This window comes from Rhodococcus pseudokoreensis (assembly GCF_017068395.1).
GTDB lineage: Bacteria > Actinomycetota > Actinomycetes > Mycobacteriales > Mycobacteriaceae > Rhodococcus_F > Rhodococcus_F pseudokoreensis.
This window is the reverse complement of the sequence record NZ_CP070619.1, coordinates 2185271-2210050: the sequence shown is the minus strand read 5'-3', so window position 1 is coordinate 2210050 and position 24780 is coordinate 2185271. Positions and strand designations below refer to the sequence as shown.

21 protein-coding genes are annotated in these 24780 nt (G+C 66.6%); 9 read left to right on the top strand and 12 right to left on the bottom strand.

Features of this window, described 5'->3' with window-relative positions:
* Positions 1-55 precede the first annotated feature (55 nt).
* Positions 56-1381: an MFS transporter gene (locus JWS13_RS15480; RefSeq protein WP_206006451.1), complete on the bottom strand. Its 1326-nt coding sequence runs from the start codon at positions 1379-1381 to the stop codon at positions 56-58.
* Positions 1382-1568: 187 nt separating this feature from the next.
* Between JWS13_RS15480 and JWS13_RS15475 the strand changes: the two genes are divergently transcribed.
* Complete coding sequence (locus tag JWS13_RS15475) at positions 1569-2045, top strand: MarR family winged helix-turn-helix transcriptional regulator (RefSeq protein WP_206006450.1); 477 nt, start codon at positions 1569-1571, stop codon at positions 2043-2045.
* A gap of 34 nt (positions 2046-2079) precedes the next feature.
* Positions 2080-2775 (top strand): type 1 glutamine amidotransferase domain-containing protein, encoded by a 696-nt coding sequence (locus JWS13_RS15470; protein WP_206006449.1) that lies wholly within the window; start codon positions 2080-2082, stop codon positions 2773-2775.
* An 86-nt stretch (positions 2776-2861) separates the two neighbouring features.
* On the opposite strand, the gene JWS13_RS15465 is transcribed toward JWS13_RS15470, so the two are convergent.
* A complete protein-coding gene (locus JWS13_RS15465; protein WP_206006448.1) occupies positions 2862-3014 on the bottom strand; it encodes a hypothetical protein in 153 nt (50 codons plus the stop codon).
* A 365-nt stretch (positions 3015-3379) separates the two neighbouring features.
* Between JWS13_RS15465 and JWS13_RS15460 the strand changes: the two genes are divergently transcribed.
* A complete protein-coding gene (locus JWS13_RS15460; protein ID WP_206006447.1) occupies positions 3380-4636 on the top strand; it encodes a PucR family transcriptional regulator in 1257 nt (418 codons plus the stop codon).
* A gap of 230 nt (positions 4637-4866) precedes the next feature.
* A complete protein-coding gene (locus JWS13_RS15455) occupies positions 4867-6156 on the top strand; it encodes an MFS transporter (RefSeq protein WP_206006446.1) in 1290 nt (429 codons plus the stop codon).
* On the opposite strand, the gene JWS13_RS15450 is transcribed toward JWS13_RS15455, so the two are convergent.
* From JWS13_RS15450 to JWS13_RS15440, 3 genes are read right to left on the bottom strand one after another with little or no spacing between them, the layout of a single operon-like run.
* Positions 6119-7087: a fumarylacetoacetate hydrolase family protein gene (locus tag JWS13_RS15450; protein ID WP_206006445.1), complete on the bottom strand. Its 969-nt coding sequence runs from the start codon at positions 7085-7087 to the stop codon at positions 6119-6121. The genes JWS13_RS15455 and JWS13_RS15450 overlap by 38 nt on opposite strands.
* Positions 7084-7866, bottom strand: coding sequence for a cyclase family protein (locus JWS13_RS15445; RefSeq protein ID WP_206006444.1), 783 nt, complete (start codon positions 7864-7866; stop codon positions 7084-7086). The genes JWS13_RS15450 and JWS13_RS15445 overlap by 4 nt, the downstream gene beginning before the upstream one ends.
* A 60-nt stretch (positions 7867-7926) precedes the next feature.
* On the bottom strand, positions 7927-9723 hold the full coding sequence (locus tag JWS13_RS15440; RefSeq protein WP_241032213.1) for a CocE/NonD family hydrolase: 1797 nt from the start codon (positions 9721-9723) through the stop codon (positions 7927-7929).
* A gap of 88 nt (positions 9724-9811) precedes the next feature.
* Here JWS13_RS15440 and JWS13_RS15435 point away from each other — a divergent pair, with 88 nt between their 5' ends.
* From JWS13_RS15435 to JWS13_RS15420, 4 genes are all read left to right on the top strand, one after another.
* Complete coding sequence (locus JWS13_RS15435) at positions 9812-10453, top strand: TetR/AcrR family transcriptional regulator (protein ID WP_206006443.1); 642 nt, start codon at positions 9812-9814, stop codon at positions 10451-10453.
* 394 nt (positions 10454-10847) lie between these two features.
* A complete protein-coding gene (locus tag JWS13_RS15430) occupies positions 10848-11495 on the top strand; it encodes a HemK2/MTQ2 family protein methyltransferase (RefSeq protein WP_206006442.1) in 648 nt (215 codons plus the stop codon).
* A 52-nt stretch (positions 11496-11547) separates the two neighbouring features.
* The gene (locus JWS13_RS15425; protein ID WP_206006441.1) at positions 11548-15957 is read left to right on the top strand and encodes a non-ribosomal peptide synthetase; all 4410 of its coding nucleotides are present in this window, start codon (positions 11548-11550) and stop codon (positions 15955-15957) included.
* Positions 15958-15994: 37 nt separating this feature from the next.
* Entirely contained in the window at positions 15995-17413 is a 1419-nt protein-coding gene (locus JWS13_RS15420) for a sensor histidine kinase (protein ID WP_206006440.1), read from the top strand.
* On the opposite strand, the gene JWS13_RS15415 is transcribed toward JWS13_RS15420, so the two are convergent.
* From JWS13_RS15415 to JWS13_RS15385, 7 genes are all read right to left on the bottom strand, one after another.
* Entirely contained in the window at positions 17389-18063 is a 675-nt protein-coding gene (locus tag JWS13_RS15415; protein WP_206006439.1) for a response regulator transcription factor, read from the bottom strand. The two genes, JWS13_RS15420 and JWS13_RS15415, sit on opposite strands and share 25 nt — an antisense overlap.
* Before the next feature lie 68 nt (positions 18064-18131).
* Positions 18132-18716 carry a hypothetical protein gene (locus tag JWS13_RS15410; protein ID WP_241032212.1) on the bottom strand — a complete coding sequence of 195 codons (585 nt, stop codon included), beginning with the start codon at positions 18714-18716 and terminating at the stop codon, positions 18132-18134.
* A gap of 10 nt (positions 18717-18726) precedes the next feature.
* Entirely contained in the window at positions 18727-19104 is a 378-nt protein-coding gene (locus JWS13_RS15405) for a putative periplasmic lipoprotein (RefSeq protein WP_206006438.1), read from the bottom strand.
* A 229-nt stretch (positions 19105-19333) separates the two neighbouring features.
* Positions 19334-19726 (bottom strand): tautomerase family protein, encoded by a 393-nt coding sequence (locus tag JWS13_RS15400; RefSeq protein WP_206006437.1) that lies wholly within the window; start codon positions 19724-19726, stop codon positions 19334-19336.
* A gap of 89 nt (positions 19727-19815) precedes the next feature.
* The gene (locus tag JWS13_RS15395) at positions 19816-21309 is read right to left on the bottom strand and encodes a CoA-acylating methylmalonate-semialdehyde dehydrogenase (RefSeq protein ID WP_206006436.1); all 1494 of its coding nucleotides are present in this window, start codon (positions 21307-21309) and stop codon (positions 19816-19818) included.
* 52 nt (positions 21310-21361) lie between these two features.
* Positions 21362-21709, bottom strand: a complete 348-nt coding sequence (locus JWS13_RS15390) for a cupin domain-containing protein (RefSeq protein WP_206006435.1) — start codon at positions 21707-21709, stop codon at positions 21362-21364.
* A gap of 32 nt (positions 21710-21741) precedes the next feature.
* Entirely contained in the window at positions 21742-23151 is a 1410-nt protein-coding gene (locus JWS13_RS15385) for an NAD(P)/FAD-dependent oxidoreductase (RefSeq protein WP_206006434.1), read from the bottom strand.
* Between the two features lie 131 nt (positions 23152-23282).
* Here JWS13_RS15385 and JWS13_RS15380 point away from each other — a divergent pair, with 131 nt between their 5' ends.
* Entirely contained in the window at positions 23283-24755 is a 1473-nt protein-coding gene (locus JWS13_RS15380) for a PucR family transcriptional regulator (RefSeq protein ID WP_206006433.1), read from the top strand.
* The last annotated feature ends 25 nt before the right edge of the window (positions 24756-24780 follow it).

Sequence of the window (24780 nt, the reverse complement as noted above, 5' to 3'; positions counted from 1 at the left end):
GGCCGTATCCAGACCGGTCTGTCGTCACCGAGCGATCCGGCGGTTGGCCGGCAACTCACTTGCCGGTGGCGCTGTGCACGTTGTGACCGCGATGGATCAGGCCGACGCTGACGAGCGCTACAAATGCGAGGAGTACGACGTACACGGCGAATCTCCACGCGTTGCCGCGTTCTCCGTCGATCAGGGCCACCATGACGATGGGTGTGAGGCCTCCGATGACCGTGGCGATCTGGTATCCCAACGATGCACCTGAGTACCGTACGTGCGGGGGAAACATCTCCGCGAAGAGCGCGGCCTGTGGGCCGTAGCAGACGCTGATCAAGGCCGACGCGACGACGACGGACACCCAGATCGGCGCAGTGTTCTGCGGGGTCGCATGGCTGAAGATCCACCACATCGGTACGGACCACAGTCCGATCGCCACGACTCCGATCGTGTAGACACGAAGTCTGCCGAAGATGTCCGAGGCGAGCGCAGCCACCGGCATGAGAACGACCTGTACACCGGCGCCGACGAGGATGGGTAGCAGGACCTGGGGTGTCGCAATCTCGAGCACCACGTTCGCGTACTGCAGAGACGAGATGATCGTGGCGTAGAAGACGGCGTTCACCACGATGAACGTGCCCGCCGCTTGCAGAATCGTGGCGAAGTTGTTCCTCACAACTTGGAGCACGGGTGAGGTGGATTTCGCTGCGGATGCGAGGGACGTCTCGGCGGCGCGGAATGCCGGGGTTTCCTCGAGGTACCGGTGAATGTAGAGCCCGACTCCGAGCATCACGATGCTGATCCAGAACGGTATCCGCCACGCCCACGTCAGGAAGGCGTTTTCACCGACCGTCCCGTTCAACACCAGGAAGACCAGATTTCCCGTGAGCACGCCGATCGGCACCCCGATCTGCGCGAAGCTCCCGTAGAAGCCGCGGCGCTTTTCGGGGGCGTACTCGGTGGCGAGTAGCATCGCTCCTCCCCATTGGGCGCCGAGAGACAGTCCTTGCGCAACCCTGAGGACGATCAGGAACGTCGGCGCAAGCCAGAGCAGTTGGGTGTCCGGAGTGAATCCGGTGAGAAACGTCGCGACGGCCATCAGGATTATCGCGGTGATCAACACCGGTTTGCGGCCGACCTTGTCGCCGAAGTGTCCGGCAATCACACCACCGAAAGGCCGGGCAGCGAACGCAACGGCGAAAGTTGCGAAGGAATTGACTGCGGACATGACCGGGTCGCCGGTATCGAAGAACGTTTTGTTGAAGACGAGCGCGGCAGCGGTGCCGTAGATGAAGAAGTCGTACCACTCGAGCGACGAGGCGAGCGCGGCAGCGACCGAGGCCTTCCGGGCTTGTGCACGGAGGTTCGGTGGGGTGGCAGTGGCGGTGAAAGTCATTGCCCTACTGTGACGGTCCTCTCACCTGGTGGCGAGATGCGGCGGCGAAGATTGTGAGCATCCACGGGACAATTTGGGGGTGCGTCACAGGTCGGATGGCGCCCTCATTCTCACTTGTGTGGACGCACAGACGAGTTTGTCACCAATCCACTGGTGACGCAGAAGGCCTGTTCCTACAGTTCGTTTCATGGTCAATTCATCGGGGCAACCGCAGAGTCTGCCGGGTAGTGCCGCGGATGTCGACTGCGATCTGGGTTGGTCGGTCAGCACAGTTCAGCGCCACTTCAGCGGTCTCGTGGCGCCGGCTGTTGCCGATCTACCCCATGGCACACGGGGCTACCAATTGCTCCACACCGTGCTGCGCAAGGAATTGCCTACCCAGATCGGTCTTGCCGATTACCTCGGAATCGATCGCACCGTCATCACCTACGTGATCGATGCCCTGGTAGATGCCGGTCTCGTCGAGCGAGTACAGGATCCGGCGGACCGTCGTGCTCGCAAGATCGTCCCGACGGACCTCGGAACCGCTCACCATGCCGCCCTCGAACGCGATGTGCGCGTCGCCGAAGAGGCGGTTCTCCGCGTACTCGCCGCGGACGAGCGAGTTGTATTCCGTTCGCTACTCGGCAGAGTTGCCCGTGGTTCCCGCGACGACCTGACCTGACAACACTCAACTCACGACACGAATAGGACAGCACATGACAACTCGTTCGAAGGTTCTCGTCATCGTCACCAGCACCGGCGAGTACGAGAAGGTGGGTTACCGAACCGGTCTGTGGCTCGGGGAACTCACGCATTTCTGGGATGTGGCCGAGGAGGCCGGGCTGGATCTGACGATCGCCAGCATTGCGGGCGGACGCGTTCCCATCGACCCGGAGAGTCTGTCCCACGATTTCCTCGACGATCTCGGAACCGGAAACCGGTATGCGGATCGCGATTTCATGAATCGTCTCGACAAGACCGTGTCGGTGGCCGAGGTGGATGCGGCGGACTTCGACGCGATCTACCTGACCGGCGGACACGGTGTGATGTTCGACTTCCCGCAGAGCCGGACACTCGCCGAACTGATCGCACAGTTCTACGAGGCGGGGAAGATCGTGTCCGCGGTGTGCCACGGTCCGACCGGGTTGCTCGATGTCAAGATCGGCGACGACGAATACCTCGTGAAGGACCGCTCGGTGACGGGATTCACGTGGAAGGAGGAGGAACTTGCACAGCGGGGCGACGCGGTGCCGTTCAGTCTGGAAGACGAACTGCGCAGCCGCGGAGCTCGGTTCATCCTCGCACCGAACCCCTTCGACCCGTTCGTCGTCGAGGACGGCCGACTGATCACCGGGCAGAATCCGAGCAGTGCCCGCAAGGTGGGCGAGGCCGTAATCCGGCAACTCGGCTGAGTGAGGCTGCCGGCCGGGAGTCCGTCGCGGCTCCCGGCCGGCGGGCCGCTGATGCGTGGGCAGATTTCAGATTGGCTGCAGCGCCTTCACCACTGCTCGATTCGTTCGAGCAGAGACTGCATCCGTTCGGCACTCCACGAGTGGTCGGCGTCGAACAGTGCAACCGCTCTCCCGACCGCCGCTTCGAACGAGTCGGCAGTTCCGGCATCGATATCGATCTGTGCGAGTTCGCGAACCATGACACCCCTCGAGAATCGGCAAGCACCCATGTGCAGTGGCCCGATGGACGCACTACCGACACGGTAGGCGGCCTGAGCCGGGGGGCACAGTGTCCGAATCACAGACTGCCCTGTGAACGATCGACAACCGTGCATCGATGCGGGCCACTACGCGAGCCCGACGCCCTGGGCGCCGGTGGCGGTCCCGGCGCGGGTACGTTGACCGGCACCAAGCCTCATGCGACCGGACGCCCCACATGCGACCGGGCGGCGCCGTACCGGGCTAGCGTGTGAGGTATCCACAATGCCGAACGGCACACCGGTATGGCGCGTGGTGTCGTACCGGGACGCACATCGTTTTCGGCACTTCGATAGGGGTGACGCCCGTGGTCGACCGACCGCAGTCCGACGCACAGAACCTCACGCGCGAACTCGCACAGCACGTCCAGGACACCGTGCACGAGGTCGCCGCGCTCGCCGCGACCCGGATCTGCGAGCAGGTGCCGAGTTATCGGGACAATGCCGATCCCGGTTTGCGGGAGGACGTCGCCGCTCACTGCCGCGACGTCTTCGACACCTTCGCGCACAGCCTGGCGCAGGACCAATTCCCGTCGCGCGACGACTTCCGGATCACCGGAAACCACGCGCTGAGACGGGTGACGCAGTCGATTCCGCTCGCCGACTTCCTCCAGGCGTTCCGGATCAGCCAGTCGACTCTCTGGGAGAGTGTCCTCGACATCGCCCGGCAACACCCCGACCTTCAGGCCGCGGCGACCGACTCCGTCAAATTCATCATGGGCGTGATCGAAGCGGGCAGCACGATCGCTGCAGAGGGGTACCTGGAGGCGCAGCAGTTCCTACTCGCGGACGCTGCCAGGGCTGCGCGGGACCTCGTCGACGACCTGCTTGCCGGCAAGACTCCCACCGTGGGTTCCCGGCAGGCGACGCTGCGGACCGCGGGCCTCGAACTCGGCTCGACGATCGTCGTCGCGTCCGGTCTCTCGGCCTCGGACGGAGGAAGCCGACAGGCGATCGTTCGTGCGTTGGGCGCCACGGGCGCAGACCACACCCGCACCCGCGGCCTGATCGCTTTCCGGCACGGGGAATTCATCGGGATCTTTCCGGCGGATGACGGCAGCAGCGACACGGTCACCCAGGGCCTCACTCATGCCTTCGATACCCTGCGTGCACAGCGCATCGAACTGGCGATCGGCATCAGCACGGTGCACCGCGGTCTCGACGCCGTGCCTCGGGCCTACTGCGAAGCCGTCACCGCCCGCGAAGCGTTGGCCGATCGCCCGGGCGTCAAGCCGCTGAACGACCTGACGAGTTTCGAATACCTCATCACCAAACGCGACGACACCGCGCGCCGTCTCATCGATCCCACGGTCCGGCGTTTCGTGGAAGACGACCTTGCCGCCGATCGCGTGTACATCGACACCCTCGAGGCCTACGCCAAGGCCAACCTCAACGCGAAGGCGGCAGCCGAGACACTGTATGTCCACGGCAACACCGCCTACTACCGGCTGGACCGTATCGCGGAGCGGACCGGAAAGGACCTTCGGCGCTTCGACGACGTCCTGGATCTCCTCGTCGCCGTCAAGTTGCTCACCCCGCGCGGTCCGTCCGGTCGCGAGTCCTGAACTCTTCGAGGTAGAGAGCGGCTGCCGGTGCGTCGCCATCACGTGTGTGCGGTCTGTGGTCCGGGCACCAATTCGGTTGGTACTACACCACGAAATCGTCCGTCGGACGTTCGCATCGCTTCGATTCTGTGATTCGATCGAGTTCGTCTCGACGCGATTCCAGACAGTTGGTCTCGCCGTCGTCGGCGACCTCGGCCACGAGACTTCCGACGTCCCCTCATCGTCGGTAGATGCTCGAGGGGCTCACGCCCGCACGGTCTACCGTCACGCTCAATGCACATATCTTCGCTTTAAGGAGAGGGATGTCGACCTCCATCCACACGCGCGAACGCACCGCACCAACATCCGGAATCCTCGCCCTGCCGCTGTTGAGCGTGGAACTGCTCGCGTTCTTCTTCGCAGCGAGCGCTCCCTCGCCGCTGTTCGTCGTCTTCCGGAACCGCTGGTCCCTGGGCGCGTCCACCCTCACCATCATCTTCGCCGTGTACGCGATCGCGTTGCTGGTCGCACTGTTGACGGCCGGCGCCGTATCCGACCACATCGGACGAAAACCAGTCGTCATCATCGGCATTCTCGTACAGATCGGCGCCATGGCGATGTTCGTCGCGGCCGATGACGTCCACTGGATTATCGCCGCGCGAATCGTGCAGGGACTCGCGACGGGCATCGTCACCGGCGCACTGACCGCGGCGATCGTCGAGGCGGCGCCGCCGGACAAGAAGCACATCGGAGCCATGCTGGGCAGCGTCTCTCCGCTTGCAGGCCTCGCGCTCGGCGCTCTCAGTTCCGGGTTGATCCTTCAGTTGTCTGACACGCCGGTGCTGTCGACCTTCATCTCGCTCGCCGTGTTCTTCGCCGTCGCCGGCGTGCTGACCTTCTTCATCCCCGAATCGGCTACACCGCGCCCGGGCGCCCTCACCTCGCTCATCCCCCGAGTGTCGGTTCCACCCGCGGCCCGTGCGGTCTTTCTCGCCAGCGTCCCGGCCATCATCAGCGTGTGGATGCTCGGAGGTCTCTACCTTTCGCTGGTCCCGTCGACGATGACCGAGATTCTGCACATCCACGCCGGGCTCGCCAGCGGGGTTGCCATCGCCGTTCTCAACGGAGTGGGCGCACTGACTCCCATCATTCTGCGCAAACGTGACAGCCGAACCACCACGCTCATCGGTGCCGGCGCGCTGGCGGCGGGAGTGCCAATCACAATGACCGCCATCGGGTTCGGCTCTGCCCCCGTGTTCTTCATCGGCACCGCCGTGGCGGGTGTCGGCTTCGGGTCCGCCTTCGCCGGCAGCATTCAACGCCTCAGCCCACTGGTGGCACCCCACCAGCGTGCCGAGTTGTTCGCGGCGTTGTATGTCGTCAGCTATCTATCGTTCAGCATTCCGGCGATCATCGCCGGCCGCATGGTCGCACCGTTCGGCCTAGTGCAGACCGAACTCGTCTACGGCGCGGTCCTCGTCGCGATGGCGCTTGTCGCTCTGATCACCGGTCTCGTCGGGGGAAGAGGCCGAGGGAAGTAGTTCCATTCGCTCGTCGGGTTGCCGGCGGAACGCGGTGTAGGGGTGGGCCTGTGACCACGGTGTTGTGGATGCTGCCGATGCCGTCCACGGTCATGGTGACGGTGTCGCCGATGGTCAACGGTGGTGGTTGGCGGTCACCGCGCCATCCCCACAGTTCGGCGAGGCAGCCGCCGCCGCAGGTCCCGGAGCCGAGCACATCACCCGGCCGAACCCAGGTGCCCCGGCTGGCGTAGGCGATCAGCTCGGCGAACGTCCAGGCCATGTTCGCGAGGGTGTCGCCTCCGATGCGGGTGTCGTTCACGAAGACCTCCATCGCGAGGTCGTAATGACCGTCGCGCCGGAACCCGGTGAGCTCGTCCGGGGTAACCAGCGTGGGGCCCAGAGTGGTGGCGGTGTCCTTTCCCTTGGCCGGTCCGAGCCCGACGCCCATTTCGCGGCCCTGCAGGTCGCGGGCGGACCAGTCGTTGAGGATGGTGAATCCGGCGACGTGGCCGAGGGCTTCGTCGACGGACAGGTTGAATCCTGGTTTGCCGATCACGACCGCGACTTCCAACTCGAAATCGAACACCTCGCATCCCGGCGGCATCGGAACCACAGCTCCGGAGCCGATTGCCGCGTGGGGATTGGTGAAGTAGAAGGCGGGCGCGTCGTACCAGGCCTGCGGTATCTCGCTGGTGCCGGTGACCGATCGCAGGGATCCGGCGGTGTGTTGTTCGAAGGTGATGAAGTCGCGGATGCTGGCGACCGGGACCGGCACCGCCAGTTGTGCTGTGGGCTCCCACGGAAGGCGTGGGCCGGTCGCCGCGTCGCTCGGGTTGTCGGCGGCGAGTGCGGCGAAGACGTCGGTCGATTCGGGTAGCAGGGTGATGTGATCGTCGTCGACGATGCCGTAGCGCTGGATGTCGTCGACGTGCAGGGAGCCGATTATCATGCCTGCTCCTCGTCGAGGATCGCGACTGCGCGGGTCCAGCCGGCGGAGGCCTGGTGGATTTTCACGGGGAAGCACGCCACCTGGAAGCCCGAGGAGGGGATCGCGTCGAGGTTGCCGAGTTTCTCGATGTGGCAGTACCCGATCTCGCGTCCGGCGCGGTGCCCTTCCCAGATGATGCTCGGGTCGTGGTGGTCGGCGTACCGCCGGGCGGTATGCAGGAACGGCGCATCCCAGCTCCAGGCGTCGGTGCCGGTCACCCGCACACCCTGCCGGAGCAGGTGCAAGGTTGCGTCGCCGCCCATGCCGCAGCCGGAGTTCACGTAGTCGTCTCGGCCGTAGCGGCTGCCGGCGCTGGTATTGACCAGGACGATGTCGAAGGGGGCGAGGGTGAACCCGATCCGCTGCAATTCTTGATCGACGTCGTCGGGGGTGACGACGTAGCCGTCGTCGAGGTGCCGGAAGTCGAGTTTGACGCCGCGTCCGAAGCACCAGTCGAGAGGAACTTCGTCGATGGTGATGGCGCGTGTGCCGCTGTCCATCGTGGATGCGTAGTGGTAGGGGGCGTCGAGGTGGGTGCCGTTGTGGGTGGACAGGCGGACCCGTTCGATGGCCCACCCTTCCCCGTCGGGCAGGTCGTCGACCGTCGCGCCGGGGAAGAATTGCAGCATGTCGTCCCGGGTGTGGTGGTGGTCGAGGTAGTCGATCTCCGGCAGGTGGCCGGGTGGGTCGGAGGCGATGCCTGCCTGCAGGGTGACGGACAGGTCGACGATTCGGCGCATGAGGATTCCTCATCGGTTGGGGGAAAACGGGTGTTGTCGTCGAAGTTCGGGAGGGCTTGTCTAGGCCGGCGGCGGTATCACCGGCAGGAGCAGTGATGTGCGGGAGTGCGGGCCGGTGTGCAGTGTTGTTGTGCCGTCGTAGATTCCGGCCCGAAGGTCGTCGGGGTCGTCGTGCACGAAGACTCCGTTGCCGCGTTGTTCGATGCCGTACAGCACCGGCCAGGGGCCGTCGCCGGGCATCTGGAAGTCGCGGCCGGAGAGGGTGACGCCGAGCCGGTAGCCGGGTGGGATGACGAGGGAGGTGGGCCAGATCTCGACATCGACGTCGACGGGCTGCCCGGGGGTCAGGGGCAGTGTGCGGGTGTGGGAATGCCATGGCTGGTGGGGGAGGGTGCGTTGCTCGTCCAGTTCTCGGTGGGAGGCACGCAGCCACCCCACGGCGAGTACCCCGTGGGCGTCGATCGCGGAGACAAGCGACACCTCGTTCCCGCTGGGGTCTTGTACGCGCAGCGTGACGAACAGGTCCGCGTCGGTGGTCGTGGACGACACCCGGACCCGGGCCGAGGCGGGCCCGGTGATCTCCAGCGGGTCGGTCAGGGGAGCGGTCCAGAAATCGGCGCCTGGCCCGGGTGCCGGGAAGTCGGCCGTGTGCTCGGCGGTCGGCTCGGTGGTGCTCAACGTCGCCGACGCGGCGTCGAGGTAGAAGCGGGTCCACCGGGTTCGGGTGAGCGGCCACTGCTGTTCGTCGCGGCCCTCGAAGGAGCCGTCGACGTGGCGCACGTTCAGTCGAACCGGCGGCTGCTGCTCCCAGCCGGTCGCTTCGTCTTTGAGGAAGTGCCCGAAGAACCGCTTCTGGAGTGCGACACCGTAGTCGGTGTAGAACTCCGCATAGTGTTCGTGACCGTGCACTTCCAGCCACTTCCGGGGTGAGGACACCGTGGCGTAGCCGTCGAAGTTGCCGCGAGTGTGCAGATGGTGCGCCCAGTTCGCGGCGGACAGGACGGGCACCTCGATGCGGGTGAGGTCCGGGGTCCGTACACGGCTGAACTCGTCGAGCAACGCGCGGCGTTTCCCTTCCCCGATCGTCTCGACCCGGTTCGCGGCGAGTTCGTCCTCGCTCAGCGTCGGCGGACCGGCGACGAGTTCGCCGTTGTTGGGGTTGCGCCTGCCGCGCTCGCCGACCCCGTGCTGCACGGTGAAGATCTGGTGGTCCTGCCACGCCTGGCCGAAGCGGTTGAGGATGCCGCCGTGCCTGTTGAGGTCGCGGTAGAAGTCGGTGAAGCCCTCCCACGGGCAGATCGCCTCCAGGTGCGGCGGCCGCAGCGCCGCGACCAGCCATTGGTTGGCCGCGTAGTAGGAGATCCCGAGCAGGCCGACGCGACCACTCGACCAGCCCTGCACGCCCGCCCACTCGATCGCCTCGTAGTAGTCGCGGGCCTCCTGCTCGCTGAGCATGTCCAGAAGCCCGGCGGAGCGGCCGGCGCCGCGGGAATCGACCCGGATGCAGATGAACCCGTCCGGTACCCACTTCTCCGGGTCGGGCGTTTCCCACACCTGATAGGCGTTGGTCGAGCCGGCCACGGCATCGGGGTAGGCGGTCGCCAGGCGCTGCCACATCCCGGCGAAACCCTCCTGGAACGCCAGGCCCTTGCCGTACGGGCCGAGGGTCATCAGGACCGGATATTCGCCGTCGTCGTCCGGGCGGAAGACATCCGCCCGCAAGACCGCGCCGTCCGACATCGGCACGGGCACGTCCCAGTCGATGCGCATGCCGTTCACCGACTCGCCGCGCGGGGTGATCTCGTCACCGATCACCGTGGTCGTGAGTTCGGGTGTGATCGATCGTTGTGTGCTCATCTCCGCCTCCCATAAACGCAAGTTTCCTGCGTTAGAAGTATGCGCTGAGTCACACCGTAAACGCAAGAGACTTGCGTTAAGCTGGGGTATGACCGAACCCGGGAACCGGCGCCCCGGCGGCAGATCCGCCCGGGTCCGCCGCGCCGTACTCGACGCCACCCTCGACCTGCTGCACACGCACGGCATGGACGGCCTGACCGTCGCCGACGTCTCGGCTCGCGCCGAAGTGCACGAAACCACGATCTACCGCCGCTGGGGCACCCGCGAAAACCTCATGATCGACGCACTGCTCGAGGACGCCGAAGAATCACTCCCGATTCCCGACACCGGATCTCTGCGCGACGACCTGATCGGCTACCTCACCTCACTGGCGGTCTATCTCGGCACACCCCGGGGCAACGACTTCGATCGGGCACTCGCCGCCGCCGGCGACGACCCGGCGGCCAGTGCCGCCCGCAACCACTACTGGAACACCCGCTACGCGCGATCCGGCCACATCATCACCCGTGCCATCGACCGCGGCGAACTACCCGACACCACCGACCCCCGCCAGACAGTCGAAATGTTGGTCGCACCCCTGCATTTCAAGGTCGTGCTCACCCGCGAACCACTCGACCCGAACCTACCGGCTCGACTGGTCGACACACTCCTGCACGGGATCGCCGCAACCCAGCCCGCACCCATGACCACCACGCGCACCACGGGCATCTCCGAGTCAATGCGCCCCTGACCTGCGAACCGGAAACGCAGCGACAATCCGGCACAATCTTCGTGCGAACAACGTGGGCGGTGGACGTACACCCTTGCATCGGCTGAGGGCTGATGGACTGCTCCTGCCGTGCAACGTCGTCGTTCGCACCGGCCCCGCCGGCCGGTCTCGGTGCTGATCGGATCCGTGGTGGCGGGAGGGTCGGTCACCTGGGCTTTCAGTGTTCTTTCAGCTTGCGTGTGTGACGATCTGGCAAAGTGACCATCGACAACCGAACAGCGACTGCGGGATCGTCTCGCGCGCCATGCACTGCTCCCGTCCGGCATGGCGATCAGAACTGTGACAGCAGAATTCGTCTGTGTTGATCAGGGTTCGGTCGCCGCGCCGGCGAGAGGCTGAGAAGAAGGGGGCGTGGGTGATCATTCGTTTTCCGGGTGTCTATCGCCCCCAGCATGATTCGCAGATTCTCGTGGAATCACTCGCCGTCGAGCGGGTGCATCCGGGTACGCGGGTTCTGGATCTGTGCGCGGGTTCCGGGGTCGTCAGTGTGTGGGCAACGCAGTCCGGTGTTCGCCATGTGACCGCGGTCGATATCTCGCGCCGTGCGTTGGTCAGTACCTGGCTCAACACGGCAGTTCGTGGGCACCGTGTGCGCGTTGTTCGCGGCGATCTGGTGTCCCGGGTACGTCATCGGCGATTCGACTTGATCGTGGCGAACCCACCGTATGTTCCTGCCGAGCACGACGAGCTGCCGACAAGGGGTCGTGCGCGGTGCTGGGACGCCGGACATGAGGGGCGGGCGTTGTTGGACCGGATTTGCGCTGATGCCCCGGACCTCCTCGAGAACGGGGGGCGGCTGGTGGTCGTGCAATCGACGCTGAGCGGGCTGGAAAAGACGCGAGCAATGCTGGGGGAACGCGGCTTACGCGTCGAGATAGCACGCCGCATGCGTGTCCCGTTCGGGCCGGTACTGCAGCAGCGCCGAAGCCTTCTCGTTGCACGCGGTGTGATCTCGCCACAGCAGAGCACCGAGGAGCTCGTCGTGTTCCGGGCGGTCAAATGAGCACCCGGCAGATGTGGTCGGGCGTGCTCGCCGAGCGAGACCGAGGAGTCCGATGACAGCCCCAGGTCCGCCCGACCGCGTGGTTCCCCTGACCGCGGCGCAGCGGGCGATCTGGTTCGCCCAGAAGCTGACTCCCGACGTGCCCTACGTCATCGCCCAATACGTGGACCTTAGTGGACCCGTCCAGGTGGAGGCGCTGGTGCAGGCGCATGGGCGGGCGAGGGACGAACTCGCCGCGGAGGTCGTCCTGGTCGACGTCGACGGAATACCGCATCAACTCGCGGAACCTTCACCGGCCGGCCGGGTCCGTGTTCTGGACTTCCGCGCCGAACACGACCCCGCCGAGTCCGCCCGCGCGTGGATGCGCCGGGACTGCACGGTCCCGCTCGAGATGGACGGGCAGTCGCTGATCTTCTCGTGCGTGCTGCGGGTCGATGACGACCGTGTGTTCTGGTATTCCCGTGCGCACCACATCGCATTGGACGGATACGCGGCGATGCTGCTGATGCAGCGGACCGCCCAGTGGTACACCGCAGCACTCGGCGGCAAGGAGGCGGACCCGCACCGCGAGGTGGGGCCGGAGCAGGTCGAACGCGAGGATCGGGACTATCGATTGTCTCGTCGGTTCGATACCGATCGGGAACACTGGAGCCGCGTCGCCCACGATCTGCCACCCGTGGTCAGCCTCGCCGGCCGGGCCGCCTTGCCAGGTCCGGGTGTCCGGGTCACCGGTCCGCCGATGCGGGTTCCCTGCGCACCGATACTCACGGGTCGGTCGGTGCTCGACCGCACCGCAGTCCTCGTGGCGGCGTTCGCCGCGTACCTGGCGCGGATGCGAGATGTCGACGACGTCGTGGTGTCTCTTCCGGTGACGGCGCGCACTACCGGACTGTTGCGTGCTGCGGCGGGCTCGGTCTCGAATGTGGTGCCCGTGGCGCTGCCGGGAATCGGGGCCGGCACGGTGGATTCGGGCATCGACGTCGCCCGGTCGGCGGTGATCGCGGCACTACGCCGCCAACGGTATCGGCGTGAGGACATCGGCCGCGACGGCGGCACGGTGACCGGCGAGCTGACCTCGTTCGGGCCGGTGCTGAATCTGATGCTGTTCGAACCGGACATCCGCCTCGGTTCGGTCACCGGTCGCGTACACGTTCTCACGACCGGTCCGACTGCGGACCTGGCGGTGAACATCTACCCGGGCAGCACGGAGCTGATGCCGCGCATCGACTTCGAAGGCAATCCCGCCCTCTACAGCGAGAGGGAACTGAGCACTCACCACCGCCGGTTCACCCAGTTTCTGCACACGTTCGTGGCCGAGATCGGCCAGGGCTGCGCGGTGGCGGACCTCGAGATGTTCCTGCCCGGTGAACGCGAGGTCCTGGTACCGGCGTGCGGCCCGGTCGATGTCGAACCGGCGACCCTCGCACAATTGCTCACCATCACTCTCGGTGACTGCGGTGACCACGTCGCGGTCCGTGACGGTCAGCGATCCTTCTCGTACCGGGATCTCGACCGTCATGCGACCGCGTTGGCGGGCAAGCTGTCCGGCACCGGCATCGGTCCGGAAGATCTTGTCGCGGTCGCCGTCCCACGCTCGTACGAGTCGGTGGTCGCCGTGTGGGCGGTCGCGGCCACCGGCGCCGCTTCTGTGCCCATCGATCCGACGCATCCACGCGCACGCATTCAGTACATGCTCGACGACTGCGCGCCGGCGGTCGGTCTGACCGCTGCGGGCACCGACGGTCTCCCGGACACCCTGCGATGGCTCACCGTCGACCTGGACACCCTCGACGTGCCGCCCCCGAGCCCGGTGCGCCCCGTGTACACGGAAACCCCGGCGTACGTGATCTACACGTCCGGGTCGACGGGTGCGCCCAAGGGCGTCGCCGTCACCCACCAGGGATTGGCCAATCTCGCGCAGGAGATCCGCGACAGCTACGCCCTGTCCACCGCCTCCCGCGTCCTGCATTTCGCCTCGCCGAGCTTCGACACCGCTGTGGTCGAAGTCCTCGCCGCAGCCCTGGCCGGCGCCACCCTGGTGGTGACCCCACCGGATGTCGTCGGCGGCCACGAACTGGCCGACCTCCTGCGCACCGAACGCGTCACCCACGTGCTGTCGACGCCGTCGGCCCTGGCGACGCTGGACCCCGCAGGTCTCGACGATGTGGAATTGGTCCTGGTCGGCGGCGAGGCGTGCCCTCCGGAGTTGGTGACGCGCTGGGCGAGCGGGCGGACGATGCGCAATGCCTACGGGCCGACCGAAACCACGTGCAGTGTCACCCTCAGCTCGCCGATGGCAGCGGATCGGTCGGTGACGATCGGGGCATTGATGCGCGGCGTCGACGCGGTGGTGCTGGACCGGCGCCTGCGGCCGGTCCCGCCCGGGACGGTCGGCGAGTTGTACCTCGACACCCCGGGCCTGGCCCGCGGGTACGTGCGCCGAGCCGGGATGACCGCCGGCCGGTTCGTCGCAAATCCGTTCGGGAAACCCGGCTCGCGCCTGTTCCGCACCGGCGATCTGGTCCGATGGACACCGGAGATGACCCTCGAGTATCTCGGCCGCAGCGACGACCAGGTGAAGGTCCGCGGGTTCCGGATCGAACTCGGCGAGATCGACACCGCGTTACGCGACCATCCCGATGTGGAGTTCGCGACGACCGTGGTCCACGACAGGTCGGGGGATGCCCTGCTGGCCTCGTATGTGCTGCTGCGGGCGTCGTCGACGGTGACCCCGGCGAGTCTGCGGACGGCGGTGGCCCAGCTCCTGCCGGACTACATGGTGCCCGCCGTGATCACCGTCCTGGACGATGTGCCGCTGACACCGACGAAGAAACTCGACCGGGCGGCGTTGCCGACCCCAGATTTCGGCTCCGCCACCGGCTCGACGAGACCCCTGCGCACACCGGAGGAAAAGGCGGTGGCCCGGGTGCTCGCCCGGGTCCTGTCCACCGACGTGGTGGACGCGGAAGCGTCCTTCTTCGACCTCGGCGGCGATTCACTGTCCGCCACCCGGGCGGTCGCGGCGCTCAACACCGATTTCGGCGCCCGGCTCGGTGTGCGTGACCTGTTCGAGGTCCCTACCGTCGCCGCCCTCGCCCAGCGTCTCGCCGACGGACCCGCGGAGTCGAGTGATCTCTCGTCGCTGGACGAGTTCGCAACACAGGCGCTGCCCGCGCGGATCCCGCTGGCCCCGGCCCAGCAGTTCCTCGACCGCACCGCCACCCGCCCTGCCCTGTACAACCTGCCCTTCACCGTCACGATCCGCGGCACCCTCGACACCGAGGCGCTGCGACGCGCCACCACCGACGTGCTCGACCGACACCACCCGCTGCGCACGATCTACCCCGATTCGGCCGACGGCCCCTCCCAGCAGCTCCTCGATGCCACCGACACCGTCCCGGACCTCACGCCGATACGCGTGAGCGCATCCGCCGCCTCGACCCACATCCGTCCTCTGCTGCACAGTGGCTTCGACGTCCGCACCGAACCACCGCTGCGGGCCGCACTGCTCACCACCGGGCCCGAGGAGCACCTGCTCGCGTGCGTGATCCACCACATCTCCGCCGACGGATGGTCGCTGGCGGTCCTCGCCCGGGACCTGCTGGCGGCGTACGCGGCCCGCGCGGCCGGCACGGCACCGAACTGGGCCCCGCTGCCGGTGCAGTACGCGCACTACAGCCTCTGGCGGCACGACCTTCTCGGCGACGACGCCGACTCCGACAGCCTCGCGGCCCGTCAAATCGACTTCTGGACAGCAGAACTGGCAGGGCTGCCCGGGGAACTGAAGCTGCCGGTGGACCGACCCCGCCCGGGGCGCTGGACGTATGCGGCCGGCCGCATCGGCTTCGAGGTCGACGAACACACGCACCGGGCACTGCTGACCATCGCCCACGCCCGGCACGCGACCCTGTTCACGGTGCTGCACTCCGCGCTGGCCCTGCTCCTGGTGCGCCTGTCCTCCCAACCCACGATCGTGATCGGCACACCGACCGCCGGCCGCAGCCACCCCGACCTCGACGAAGTCGTCGGCATGTTCGTCAACACTCTCGTTCTCCGCTCGACGATCGACCCAGCCGCCACCCTTGCCGAGCTCCTCGACCAGTCGCGTACGACAGAGCTCAACGCGTTCGCGCACGCCGACGTCCAATTCGAGCGCCTCGTCGAAGTGCTCGACCCGCCCCGGTCGGAGTCGCTGCACCCGTTCTTCCAGGTGGCGTTGTCCCTGAACAACTTCACCGCCGCCACACTCGACTGCGACGGACTCGAATTCGCGATCGCGCCGCAACCGCTCGAGATCGCCAAATGCGATCTGCATTTCCATTTCACCGACCATCACAACGCAACAGGCGACCCGGCCGGCATCAGCGGCGAACTGGTGTACGCGGCCGATCTGTTCGACCACGACACCGTCGCCGGATTCCTCCCCGCGCTGCGGGCCATCCTCGCCGAAGCCCTCGCATGAAGTCCGACACCGCACCGACGCCAGGGCAGCGGTGGCGGTGTCGGTCACACTGAACACCATGGACCGCCGCAGCCTGCACCCCGGAAACTGGAACGTGCGGGTACGGTCCACCGCGGCCGCGGTCCTCGCCGTCACGCTGTGCCTACTCCTCGCCGGCGGGGCACTCCTCCTCGTGCTGTACCGCACGCTCGAACATTCCGCCCGCGACGCCGCCGACTCACGGGCCCGCCAGATCATCGAGCAACTCCACACCCAGACACCCCAGGAACTCGACTCATCGCTGCTGGCTACCGACGGCCAAGTCGGGGCCATCCAAATCCTGGACCACCGGGGAAACGTCGTCGCCACCTCGGCCGGTATCCCGTCGTCACCCGTCCTCGCCTCCCCGCTCCCACCCGGCGACACCGCCTACCTCGGAAACCTCCATTTCGGGCACGACCGCGACTACTGGGTGGCCGCCCATGGCACCACCTCCCCGAACGGTCCCGTCACCGTCGTCACCGGCGCCGACCGCGAACCGGTCGAAGGTGTCCTGGCCACCGTCGCGGTGCTCCTCGCGATCGGTGCCCCGATCGTCATCGGCTTCGTCGCGGTCGCCACCTACCGGCTCATCGGCGCGGCCCTGCGCCCGGTGGAGCGGATCCGGGCCCGTGTTTCGGCGATCTCGCCCGATCAACTCGCGGAACGGGTGCCCGTGCCCGCGGCCCGGGACGAGATCGCCGATCTCGCCGTCACCATGAACAGCATGCTCGCGCGGCTCGAGGCCGGGCACCTCGCCCAGCGGCGCTTCGTCAGCGACGCCTCCCACGAACTGCGCAGCCCGCTGGCCACCATCACCGCCGCGCTCGAACTCGCACAATCCCGCCCTGACCTGATCGACACCGCACTGGTCGACGAGTCATTGCTTCCCGAAGCCCGGCGGATGAGTGCGTTGCTCGAAGATCTCCTCCTGCTCGCCCGAGCCGACGAATACTCCCTTTCCGAGAACCGTGTCGATGTCGACATCGACGATCTGATCCTCGCCGAACGCGCCCGACTCCGGGGTGTTCCCGGCGTCGTGGTCACCGCCACCGTCGAACCGGTGCGGGTGTCGGGTGATCCGCAGCAGCTGGCGCGACTGGTCCGCAATCTCGTCGACAACGCCGTCCGCCACGCACATACCCGCATCACCCTCGGATGCCGACGATGCGAGAGCAACGCCGTCGTGGAGGTGACCGACGACGGCCCGGGCATCGCCCCGGCGGACCGGGCCCGGATCTTCGAACGATTCGTCCGCCTCGACACCCCCCGCACCCGTGCTTCCGGTGGTTCCGGACTCGGCCTCGCCATCGCCGCGGAAATCGCCGTCGCCCACCACGGATCGATCGACATCGGCGACCGAAAGGGTGGCGGTGCACAGTTCGTGGTCACACTGCCGATCGTCGACGAACCCTATGCTTCCGACCGCATCGAATAACCGACACCTCGCACCGTATCGATACTCCTCGTGCCGAACGGGGCATCGATCTTCCGCCGGAGATAGCCGATGTAGACCTCCACGATGTTGTCGTCACCCTCGTAATTGGAGTCCCAAACCGATTGCAGAATATCGTGTTTGGTGACGACCGCCCCGGAGTGGCGCATCAGGAACTCGAGCACGCTGTACTCGCGCGGAGTGAGCTGAAGGCGGGTGTCACCGCGGGTGACCCGCCGCATGGCCGGGTCCAACTCGAGCCCGGCGACACTCAAGACAGCCGGCCGCGGCGGGGCGCCGCGCCGCACCAGCGCCCGCAACCGCGCTACCAGCACCACGAACGAGAACGGTTTGACCAGATAGTCGTCGGCACCGAGGTCGAAGGCGTCGGCGAGGTCGTATTCACCGTCCTTGGCCGACAGCATCAGCACCGGCGTCCACACCTGCTGCCGGCGCATCTCCCGGACCACGTCGTACCCGTGTTTGCCGGGCAACATGATGTCGAGGACAACCACATCGAAACCGCCACCTGCCGCGGCCGCCAATCCGGCGACGCCATCGTGTTCGACCTGCACGGTAAATCCGTCGGCCGTCAGGCCGCGGCGCACCGTCTCGGCCAGTCGTGTTTCGTCCTCGACCAGCAACACCCGCACCGCAGCCTCCTCCATCCCATGCTCGCAACCAGTGGACCAACGGTACGACGGACGTCGCCGTCACCGCGCTACCGCCTGTGACCACCGAACTGCGCCGTGGGCGCGTCAGTCGACCGCGGCCACTTACGCCTGATGTCCCCGGTCTCGTCTGCGCGTTTCGTCGGGGTTGCGGAGGGTGTCATTCCGGCAGTCGCCAAACCCAGCAGCACCGCCGCCAGCGCGAGCACCAGCGGAGCGGTCGCGGGGGTACCACCGACCGCCCCGGTCGACGCCAGCCAGAGATGCTCCCAGCCGGGCAGCTGCGCCCAGTTGTATCGGTGGTTGAGGATCCCGGTCTCGAGATTCGCGCTCACATGCTCGTACACGCCGAACAGAGCCGCGGGGATGGCACACAGCGCAACCAGTCGGGCCTGCGCGATGGAAATCCGCGAGCGGGTGAACACGACGATCGACACCGAGCAGAACAGCACACCCAGCACAATCCACGGCACGATCTGCTCGGTGCTCTTCCAATGCCTCAACGAGGCCAGTTCGACCGCGACGAATGCGCATGACAGCGCGGACAGCGCGAGTAGTGCCGCCTGGAATCGCGCGACGAGCCGCGCGTGACGTGCATCGCCGCGGTCCGGGGCAATCCCATGGTGCACAGCCACCTCGTCACTCCTACTGTGGGGCCAAAACGCTGAGAATGGTGTTCAGCGTCTGTTCGTCGATGCCGTATTTGCCCAATTCCTTCGTCAGGGTGTCGGAGATCGTGTCGGGACTGTAGGGGCCGTACTCCGTGACCTCTTTCGCCCACTTTCCCGCGTTGCTGACGCCGGCCGCCTCGAACGCCGCCTGAATCTGACTCTGGCTTGCCGTGTTCGGATCGACCTGAGCGACCTCCGCGGCACTGCCGCCCGGGGCCATGGTGGAGGACACGACCACCGACGTTGTCGGGCTCGCCGACTGCGCGGTGTCACCGTCGTTGGAGCCGCACCCCGCGAGCAGGCCGGCGGCGAGCAAGACCGGAATACCGAACTGGACGATCCTTTTCGTCATGGCGGTCAACCTACTTTCGCTGTCCGGCAGCAACCTGGCTGCCGGCTGAGAACTAGCTGGCAGAACGCATCGCCATCATGCGCGGTGGCAGCTGAAAGAGCGCTGAAAGTCAGTGGCCGGCGTCCACACCGTCTACCGAGTGGGTTGTACCTGCTCGTCGCCGCCGGTGTAGGGAGCCCATTTCACGGCGAATGCGAGGACCTCTGTCTGGTAGCCGATCATGTCGATGTCAGAGGTGGCCTTCGACGAACTGCGCGATGCCGTTGCCGAAAGACCAGTCATCGCGCGTGTTCTCGACGACCGAGACGATCACATCGGTTGGCGCCATACCGGTCTCGGTGCGCAGTTGGTCGGCCAGCGCCCGGTACATCGCCTGCTTCTGGTCCACGCTTCTGCCCTGTTGAGCGATCTGCACGACGACGATGTCGTCGGTGCGCTCGAATCCCAGCCCGGTGTCCTCGGCGATGATCTGGCCTGGCTTGTGTTCGGTAATGAGTTGGTAGCGGTCTCGATCGGGTGCGGCGAAGTGTTCGAGCATCACATCCTGCACCACGTCCGCAAGGCGGCGAAGCTGCTCGGGAGTGCGCTTGTTTTCGATGACATGGATGTGGACGAGTGGCATGACGTGTTCCTCGCGTGTGCGGTGGTGTGTGGGGGCCTGCGCGGGGCGCGGTCCGAGATCCGCGCCCCGCACGGGTGATTGGTGGGGGTCTAGTTGTTCTGGGGGAATCCGAGGTTGAGGCCGCCGTGGCTGGGGTCGAGCCAGCGGGTGGTGACGACCTTGCCGCGGGTGAAGAAGTGGACGCCTTCGGCGCCGTGGGCGTGGGTGTCGCCGAACAGGGAGTTCTTCCAGCCGCCGAAGGAGTAGTAGGCCATCGGGACGGGGATGGGGACGTTGATGCCGACCATGCCGACCTCGACCTCGTTCTGGAATCGGCGTGCGGCGCCGCCGTCGTTGGTGAAGATGGCGGTGCCGTTGCCGAACTGGCTGGAGTTGACCAGTTCGAGGGCTTCGTCGTAGGAGTCGACGCGGATGACGGACAGGACGGGTCCGAAGATCTCGTCGGTGTAGACGCTCATGTCGGTGGTGACGTGGTCGATGAGGGTGGGGCCGAGCCAGAATCCGTCGGCGCCGCCGTCGGGTTGAACGGTGCGGCCGTCGACGACGATGGTGGCGCCGTCCTTTTCGCCGGCGTCGATGTAGGAGGCGACCTTGTCGCGGTGCACCTTGGTCACCAGCGGGCCCATGTCGGAATCTTTGGTGCCGTCGCCGATCTTGAGGGTGTTGGTGCGTTCGGTGATCTTCGCGACCAATTCGTCGGCGATGTCCCCGACCGCAACCAAAGCGCTGATCGCCATGCAGCGTTCACCGGCGGATCCGAAGCCGGCGTTGACCATGGCGTCGGCGGCGAGGTCGAGGTCGGCGTCGGGCAGGACGATGGCGTGGTTCTTCGCGCCGCCGAGTGCCTGGACGCGTTTGCCGTGGGCGGTGCCGGTGGCGTACACGTACTGCGCGATGGGGGTGGAGCCGACGAAGCTGATGGCCTTGATGGCGGGGTTGGTGAGGAGTTCGTCGACGGAAGTCTTGTCGCCCTGGAGGACGTTGAATACGCCGGCGGGGAGTCCGGCTTCGGCCCAGAGTTCGGCCATCCAGATGGCGGCGGTGGGGTCCTTCTCGGAGGGCTTGAGGACGACGGTGTTGCCGGTGGCGATGGCGATGGGGAAGAACCACATCGGGACCATGGCGGGGAAGTTGAAGGGGGAGATGATGCCGACGGGGCCGACGGGTTGGCGGAGGGAGGAGACGTCGACGTTGGTGGAGGCGTTTTCGGTCATGCCGCCCTTGAGCAGGTGGGCGATGCCGCAGGCGAATTCGACGACCTCCTGGCCGCGGCTCACCTCGCCGAGGGCGTCGGAGACGACCTTGCCGTGTTCGGAGGTGATGATCTCGGCGAGTTCGCCCTTGCGTTCGTTGAGCAGTTCCCGGAATTTGAAGATGATCTGGGTGCGCTTGGCGAGGGAGGTGTCGCGCCAGGCGGGGAAGGCGGCGGCGGCGGCGTCGATGACGGCGCGGGCGTCCTCGATGCTGGCGAGGGCGACCTGTCCGGTGACGGCACCGGTCGCGGGGTTGGTGACGGGGGCGGTGTTACCGCTGGTGCCGGGGAAGGTCTTGTTGTCGAACCAATGGGAGATCGTGGCGACCACGTGAATCCTCTCGAAGGAGTGGCGGAGTGCGAAGTTGGTTGCGGTGAGTGCGTCAGAAGATGGCGTAGGCCTTGCGCACGGTGTCGGTGACGTCCCAGCGGCTGGACCAGCCTGGGGGCAGGACGACGAAATCGCCTGCCGAGATTTCGGTCTTGGTGCCGGTCTCGTCGTCGGTCAGTGTCGCCCTACCGGAGATGATGTAGCAGGTTTCCGTGTTGGGCCGGTCGACGACGGGCCAGCCGCCCGGCCGGCATTCCCAGATTCCGATCTGGGCGTCGGTGCCGCCGTCGAGGGGCAGCGTGCTGAGTTGCGGGTCGCCGCTGTCTGCTCCGGGACGCTGCCCCGCGGGGGTCAGCTCGCCCTGAACTGTGCCGGCGGGCAGGTGGATCAGTGATGCCATGGTGTTTCTCCCGAACGGTGTGTGGGTGACGGTCAGTGGGCGCCGGTCAGCTTTTCGAGCAGCGCGGAGACTTTGGACGGTTTGTTGGTCACGCGCTCTTCGAGGTCGGCGGTCGCGGCGGCGCGCAGGCCCGCGTTCACGCCGAACCACCGGAACGGCTCGATCTCCCACTTCGGCGAGCGGTGGTTGACGACGGGGAGCGAATTCAGGTTGTCGCGCTTGTCGAGGATGAGGTTGCGCAGGATGCGTCCGGCGAGGTTGCTGGTAGCGACACCGTCACCGACGTACGGTCCGGCCCAGGCCGTCTTGTTGTTCTGGTCGTAGCCGACCGAGGGGAACCAGTCGCGGGGAACGCCGAGGGGGCCGCCCCATCGGTGCGTGATCGGTACGTCCCGCAGGGCCGGGAAGAACTCGTGCATCGTGTCGATGATCTTGTCGTGGATCTTCTCGTCGACGTCGAAGGACGAGTCGACCTTGGATCCGAAGTGGTACGGCGCTCCCCGGCCGCCGAACAGCAGGCGGCCGTCGCTGGTCGGGTGCGCATAGATTCGAAGGTTGCGCATGTCGTTGAACGCGGTGCGTCCGTCGAGTCCCAGATCCTCGCGAAGCCCCTGGAGTAGGGGCGCGGTGGCGACGACAAGCGAGTACAGCGGCGCTACGTTGCGCCGGTACGCCGGAAATTCGGGGGTGAACGCCTCGGTGGCGCGGATGACGACGGAGGCGGTGACCGAGCCTTGTTCGGTCCAGACGATGCCCTTGCCGATCTCGTCGACCGCGGTGTCTTCGTAGATGACGCCGCCGTGTTCCTCGACCCAGCCGGCGAGCCCGCGCACGAGTTTGTCCGGGTGCAGCAGTGCACAGTGCTCGGTGTAGATGCCGCCGAGGACGTTGGTGGCGTTGATCTTCTCCTGCGCCGCAGTGGAATCGAGTAGTTGCCACTGCCCGCGAGTGCCGAACTTCTCGGCACCGGCCACGGTCGCCTTCGCCCGCGCCCACTGTGCCTCGCTCCGCGCGAGGGAGACGAATCCGTCGCGGGCGTATTCGCAGTCGATGCCCTCGGCGTCGACGACCCGGCCGATCTCGGAGACCGTGTCGTTCATCGCGGCCTGCAGGTCCAGGGCGGCGCGGTGCGAATACAGCTGTTCGACGCGGGCGAGGGAGACCGGGAAGATCGACGACGCCCACCCGCCGTTACGCCCGGAGGCCCCGAATCCGGCGAATTCGCGTTCGAGCAGAACAACTTTCAGCGACGGGTCCGCCTGCAGCAGGTAGTAGGCCGCCCACAGTCCGGTGAACCCGGCGCCGACGATGGCGACATCGGCGGTGACGTTCCCGGGCAACGCCGGCCGCCGGGCAGTGAACTCTCGATCCTCGCGCCACAGGGGTGTACCGTGTGCGGCACCTGACACGTCGCGCCCGGGTTGGGTGTTACTGACTACCATCTAGAGCCTCCAGCCCTCATTCGTTTCGTGCGTCGGACTCCAGTGTCGTGTCAGCATGTGAGCCCCGACATACTCCGGATTCACAGACTTCGACCCGGCGCGCTGTACGTTTGTATGAGGAGGTGAGGGCGGTGATCTCCGTCGATCAACTGGTCGCGATCCCGTCGCTCGGGTTGCGGTATCTCGCCGGCGAGAGCGGCGGTACCCGCCTGGTGACCTGGGCGCACGCGTGCGACCTCCCCGATCCGTGGCTGTGGTTCGAAAGCGGCGACCTGGTCATGACGACCGGCGGCGGGCTGCCGGACAATCCCGCGGAGCAGTCCGAGTGGATGGCCCACCTCATCGACAGCCAGGTCAGTGCCCTGGTGATCGCACGAGGGCCCGGCACCCCGGAAGTCGCGCCCGCGCTGTTGGACGTCGCGCGTGAGCGGAGGTTCCCGGTGCTGTCCGCGAGCTTCGACCTGCAGTTCGTCACGTTGGCACGGACCGTCATCGAAAGCGCCGTCGAATCCGAACGCCAACGTCTGGCAACCATCACCCGCCTCTACGACGTGTACTGGCAGTCCCTCCACGCCCGTGGCAGCTTCGGTGACCGGATCTCCACGCTCGAAGGCACCACCGGGTGGGCGCTCGAAGTGCGGGATCACGACGCCGGGGGAGAGGTCGTGGTCAGCGGACGCCTGGCCCTGCACCAGCGCACCGTCGATCAGGACTCGTTGCCCGAGCGCGTCAACATTCCCATCCCGGGCGCCGGGGACGTCGTGCTGACCGCCCGTGCCGGCCGCAATCCGGTCAACGACCGGCCGCTTCTCCAGCATGTCGGCGGTTTGATCGCCCTCGAACTCGAGCACCATGCCGCCGAACGCGACCGACTCCGCGCCTCCGGGCAGGACCTACTGCTCGGACTGCTCGACGAGACCGTCACGCTCGCCGCGGTGTGGCCCGAACTGCGGCACCGGGGTATGCCCGATGCCACGGCGATCGCGTGCTGGAGCCCTGGGGAAAGCGCTGTGCTGCATCATGAGTCGATACATCGGCAGGTGTGTCTGCAGCAGTATGCGCCGCTTCTGTTGCCGTCCGGGACGATGCTGATGGGGCTGGTGCCGCGTGACCTCGAGTTGCTGGCCACGATCAGTGCCAAACTCGGCCCGGACTGCGCCGTCGGTGTCAGCACCGCCCTGACCGCGAATTCCAGTGTCGCCGAAGCGGCACGTCAAGCTCAGCTCGCGGTGGCCCGCGCGCACGAGCAGGGACAGACGGTCAACGTCTACGGGGACGACCGTGACGACGTCAGCTTCCTCCCGCGCAGCATCGAGGACACCCGCACCCTCGTGCGCCGGGTCCTCGGCCCGCTCATCACCCACGACAAGGACAACGAAGGAAGCCTGCTGGACTCGGTGCGGGTGTTCCTCCGCAACGACGGCGCCTGGCAGAAGAGCGCCGACGAGCTGAACATTCACCGGCAGACCCTGGTCTACCGGCTGCGTCGCGTCGAGCAACTCACCGGTCTCAAACCCACCTCCACCGAAGGGTCGGCGATGCTCTGGCTCACGCTGTCCGGGGCCGAACGTGCCAAGCTCTCACTCGACGACCTTCTCGAGTAACCGGGAGGCGGTCCCGTAGGCCCGG

Bases quoted from the DNA above. Each gene is read 5' to 3' on its own strand.
- JWS13_RS15405 (WP_206006438.1), bottom strand. From the start codon at position 19,104: ATGACGAAAAGGATCGTCCAGTTCGGTATTCCGGTCTTGCTCGCCGCC.
- JWS13_RS15425 (WP_206006441.1), top strand. From the start codon at position 11,548: ATGACAGCCCCAGGTCCGCCCGACCGCGTGGTTCCCCTGACCGCGGCG.
- JWS13_RS15480 (WP_206006451.1), bottom strand. From the start codon at position 1,381: ATGACTTTCACCGCCACTGCCACCCCACCGAACCTCCGTGCACAAGCC.
- JWS13_RS15390 (WP_206006435.1), bottom strand. From the start codon at position 21,709: ATGGCATCACTGATCCACCTGCCCGCCGGCACAGTTCAGGGCGAGCTG.
- JWS13_RS15450 (WP_206006445.1), bottom strand. From the start codon at position 7,087: ATGATAATCGGCTCCCTGCACGTCGACGACATCCAGCGCTACGGCATC.
- JWS13_RS15475 (WP_206006450.1), top strand. From the start codon at position 1,569: ATGGTCAATTCATCGGGGCAACCGCAGAGTCTGCCGGGTAGTGCCGCG.
- JWS13_RS15440 (WP_241032213.1), bottom strand. From the start codon at position 9,723: ATGAGCACACAACGATCGATCACACCCGAACTCACGACCACGGTGATC.
- JWS13_RS15385 (WP_206006434.1), bottom strand. From the start codon at position 23,151: ATGGTAGTCAGTAACACCCAACCCGGGCGCGACGTGTCAGGTGCCGCA.
- JWS13_RS15455 (WP_206006446.1), top strand. From the start codon at position 4,867: ATGCTCGAGGGGCTCACGCCCGCACGGTCTACCGTCACGCTCAATGCA.
- JWS13_RS15470 (WP_206006449.1), top strand. From the start codon at position 2,080: ATGACAACTCGTTCGAAGGTTCTCGTCATCGTCACCAGCACCGGCGAG.
- JWS13_RS15400 (WP_206006437.1), bottom strand. From the start codon at position 19,726: ATGCCACTCGTCCACATCCATGTCATCGAAAACAAGCGCACTCCCGAG.
- JWS13_RS15445 (WP_206006444.1), bottom strand. From the start codon at position 7,866: ATGCGCCGAATCGTCGACCTGTCCGTCACCCTGCAGGCAGGCATCGCC.
- JWS13_RS15435 (WP_206006443.1), top strand. From the start codon at position 9,812: ATGACCGAACCCGGGAACCGGCGCCCCGGCGGCAGATCCGCCCGGGTC.
- JWS13_RS15465 (WP_206006448.1), bottom strand. From the start codon at position 3,014: ATGGTTCGCGAACTCGCACAGATCGATATCGATGCCGGAACTGCCGAC.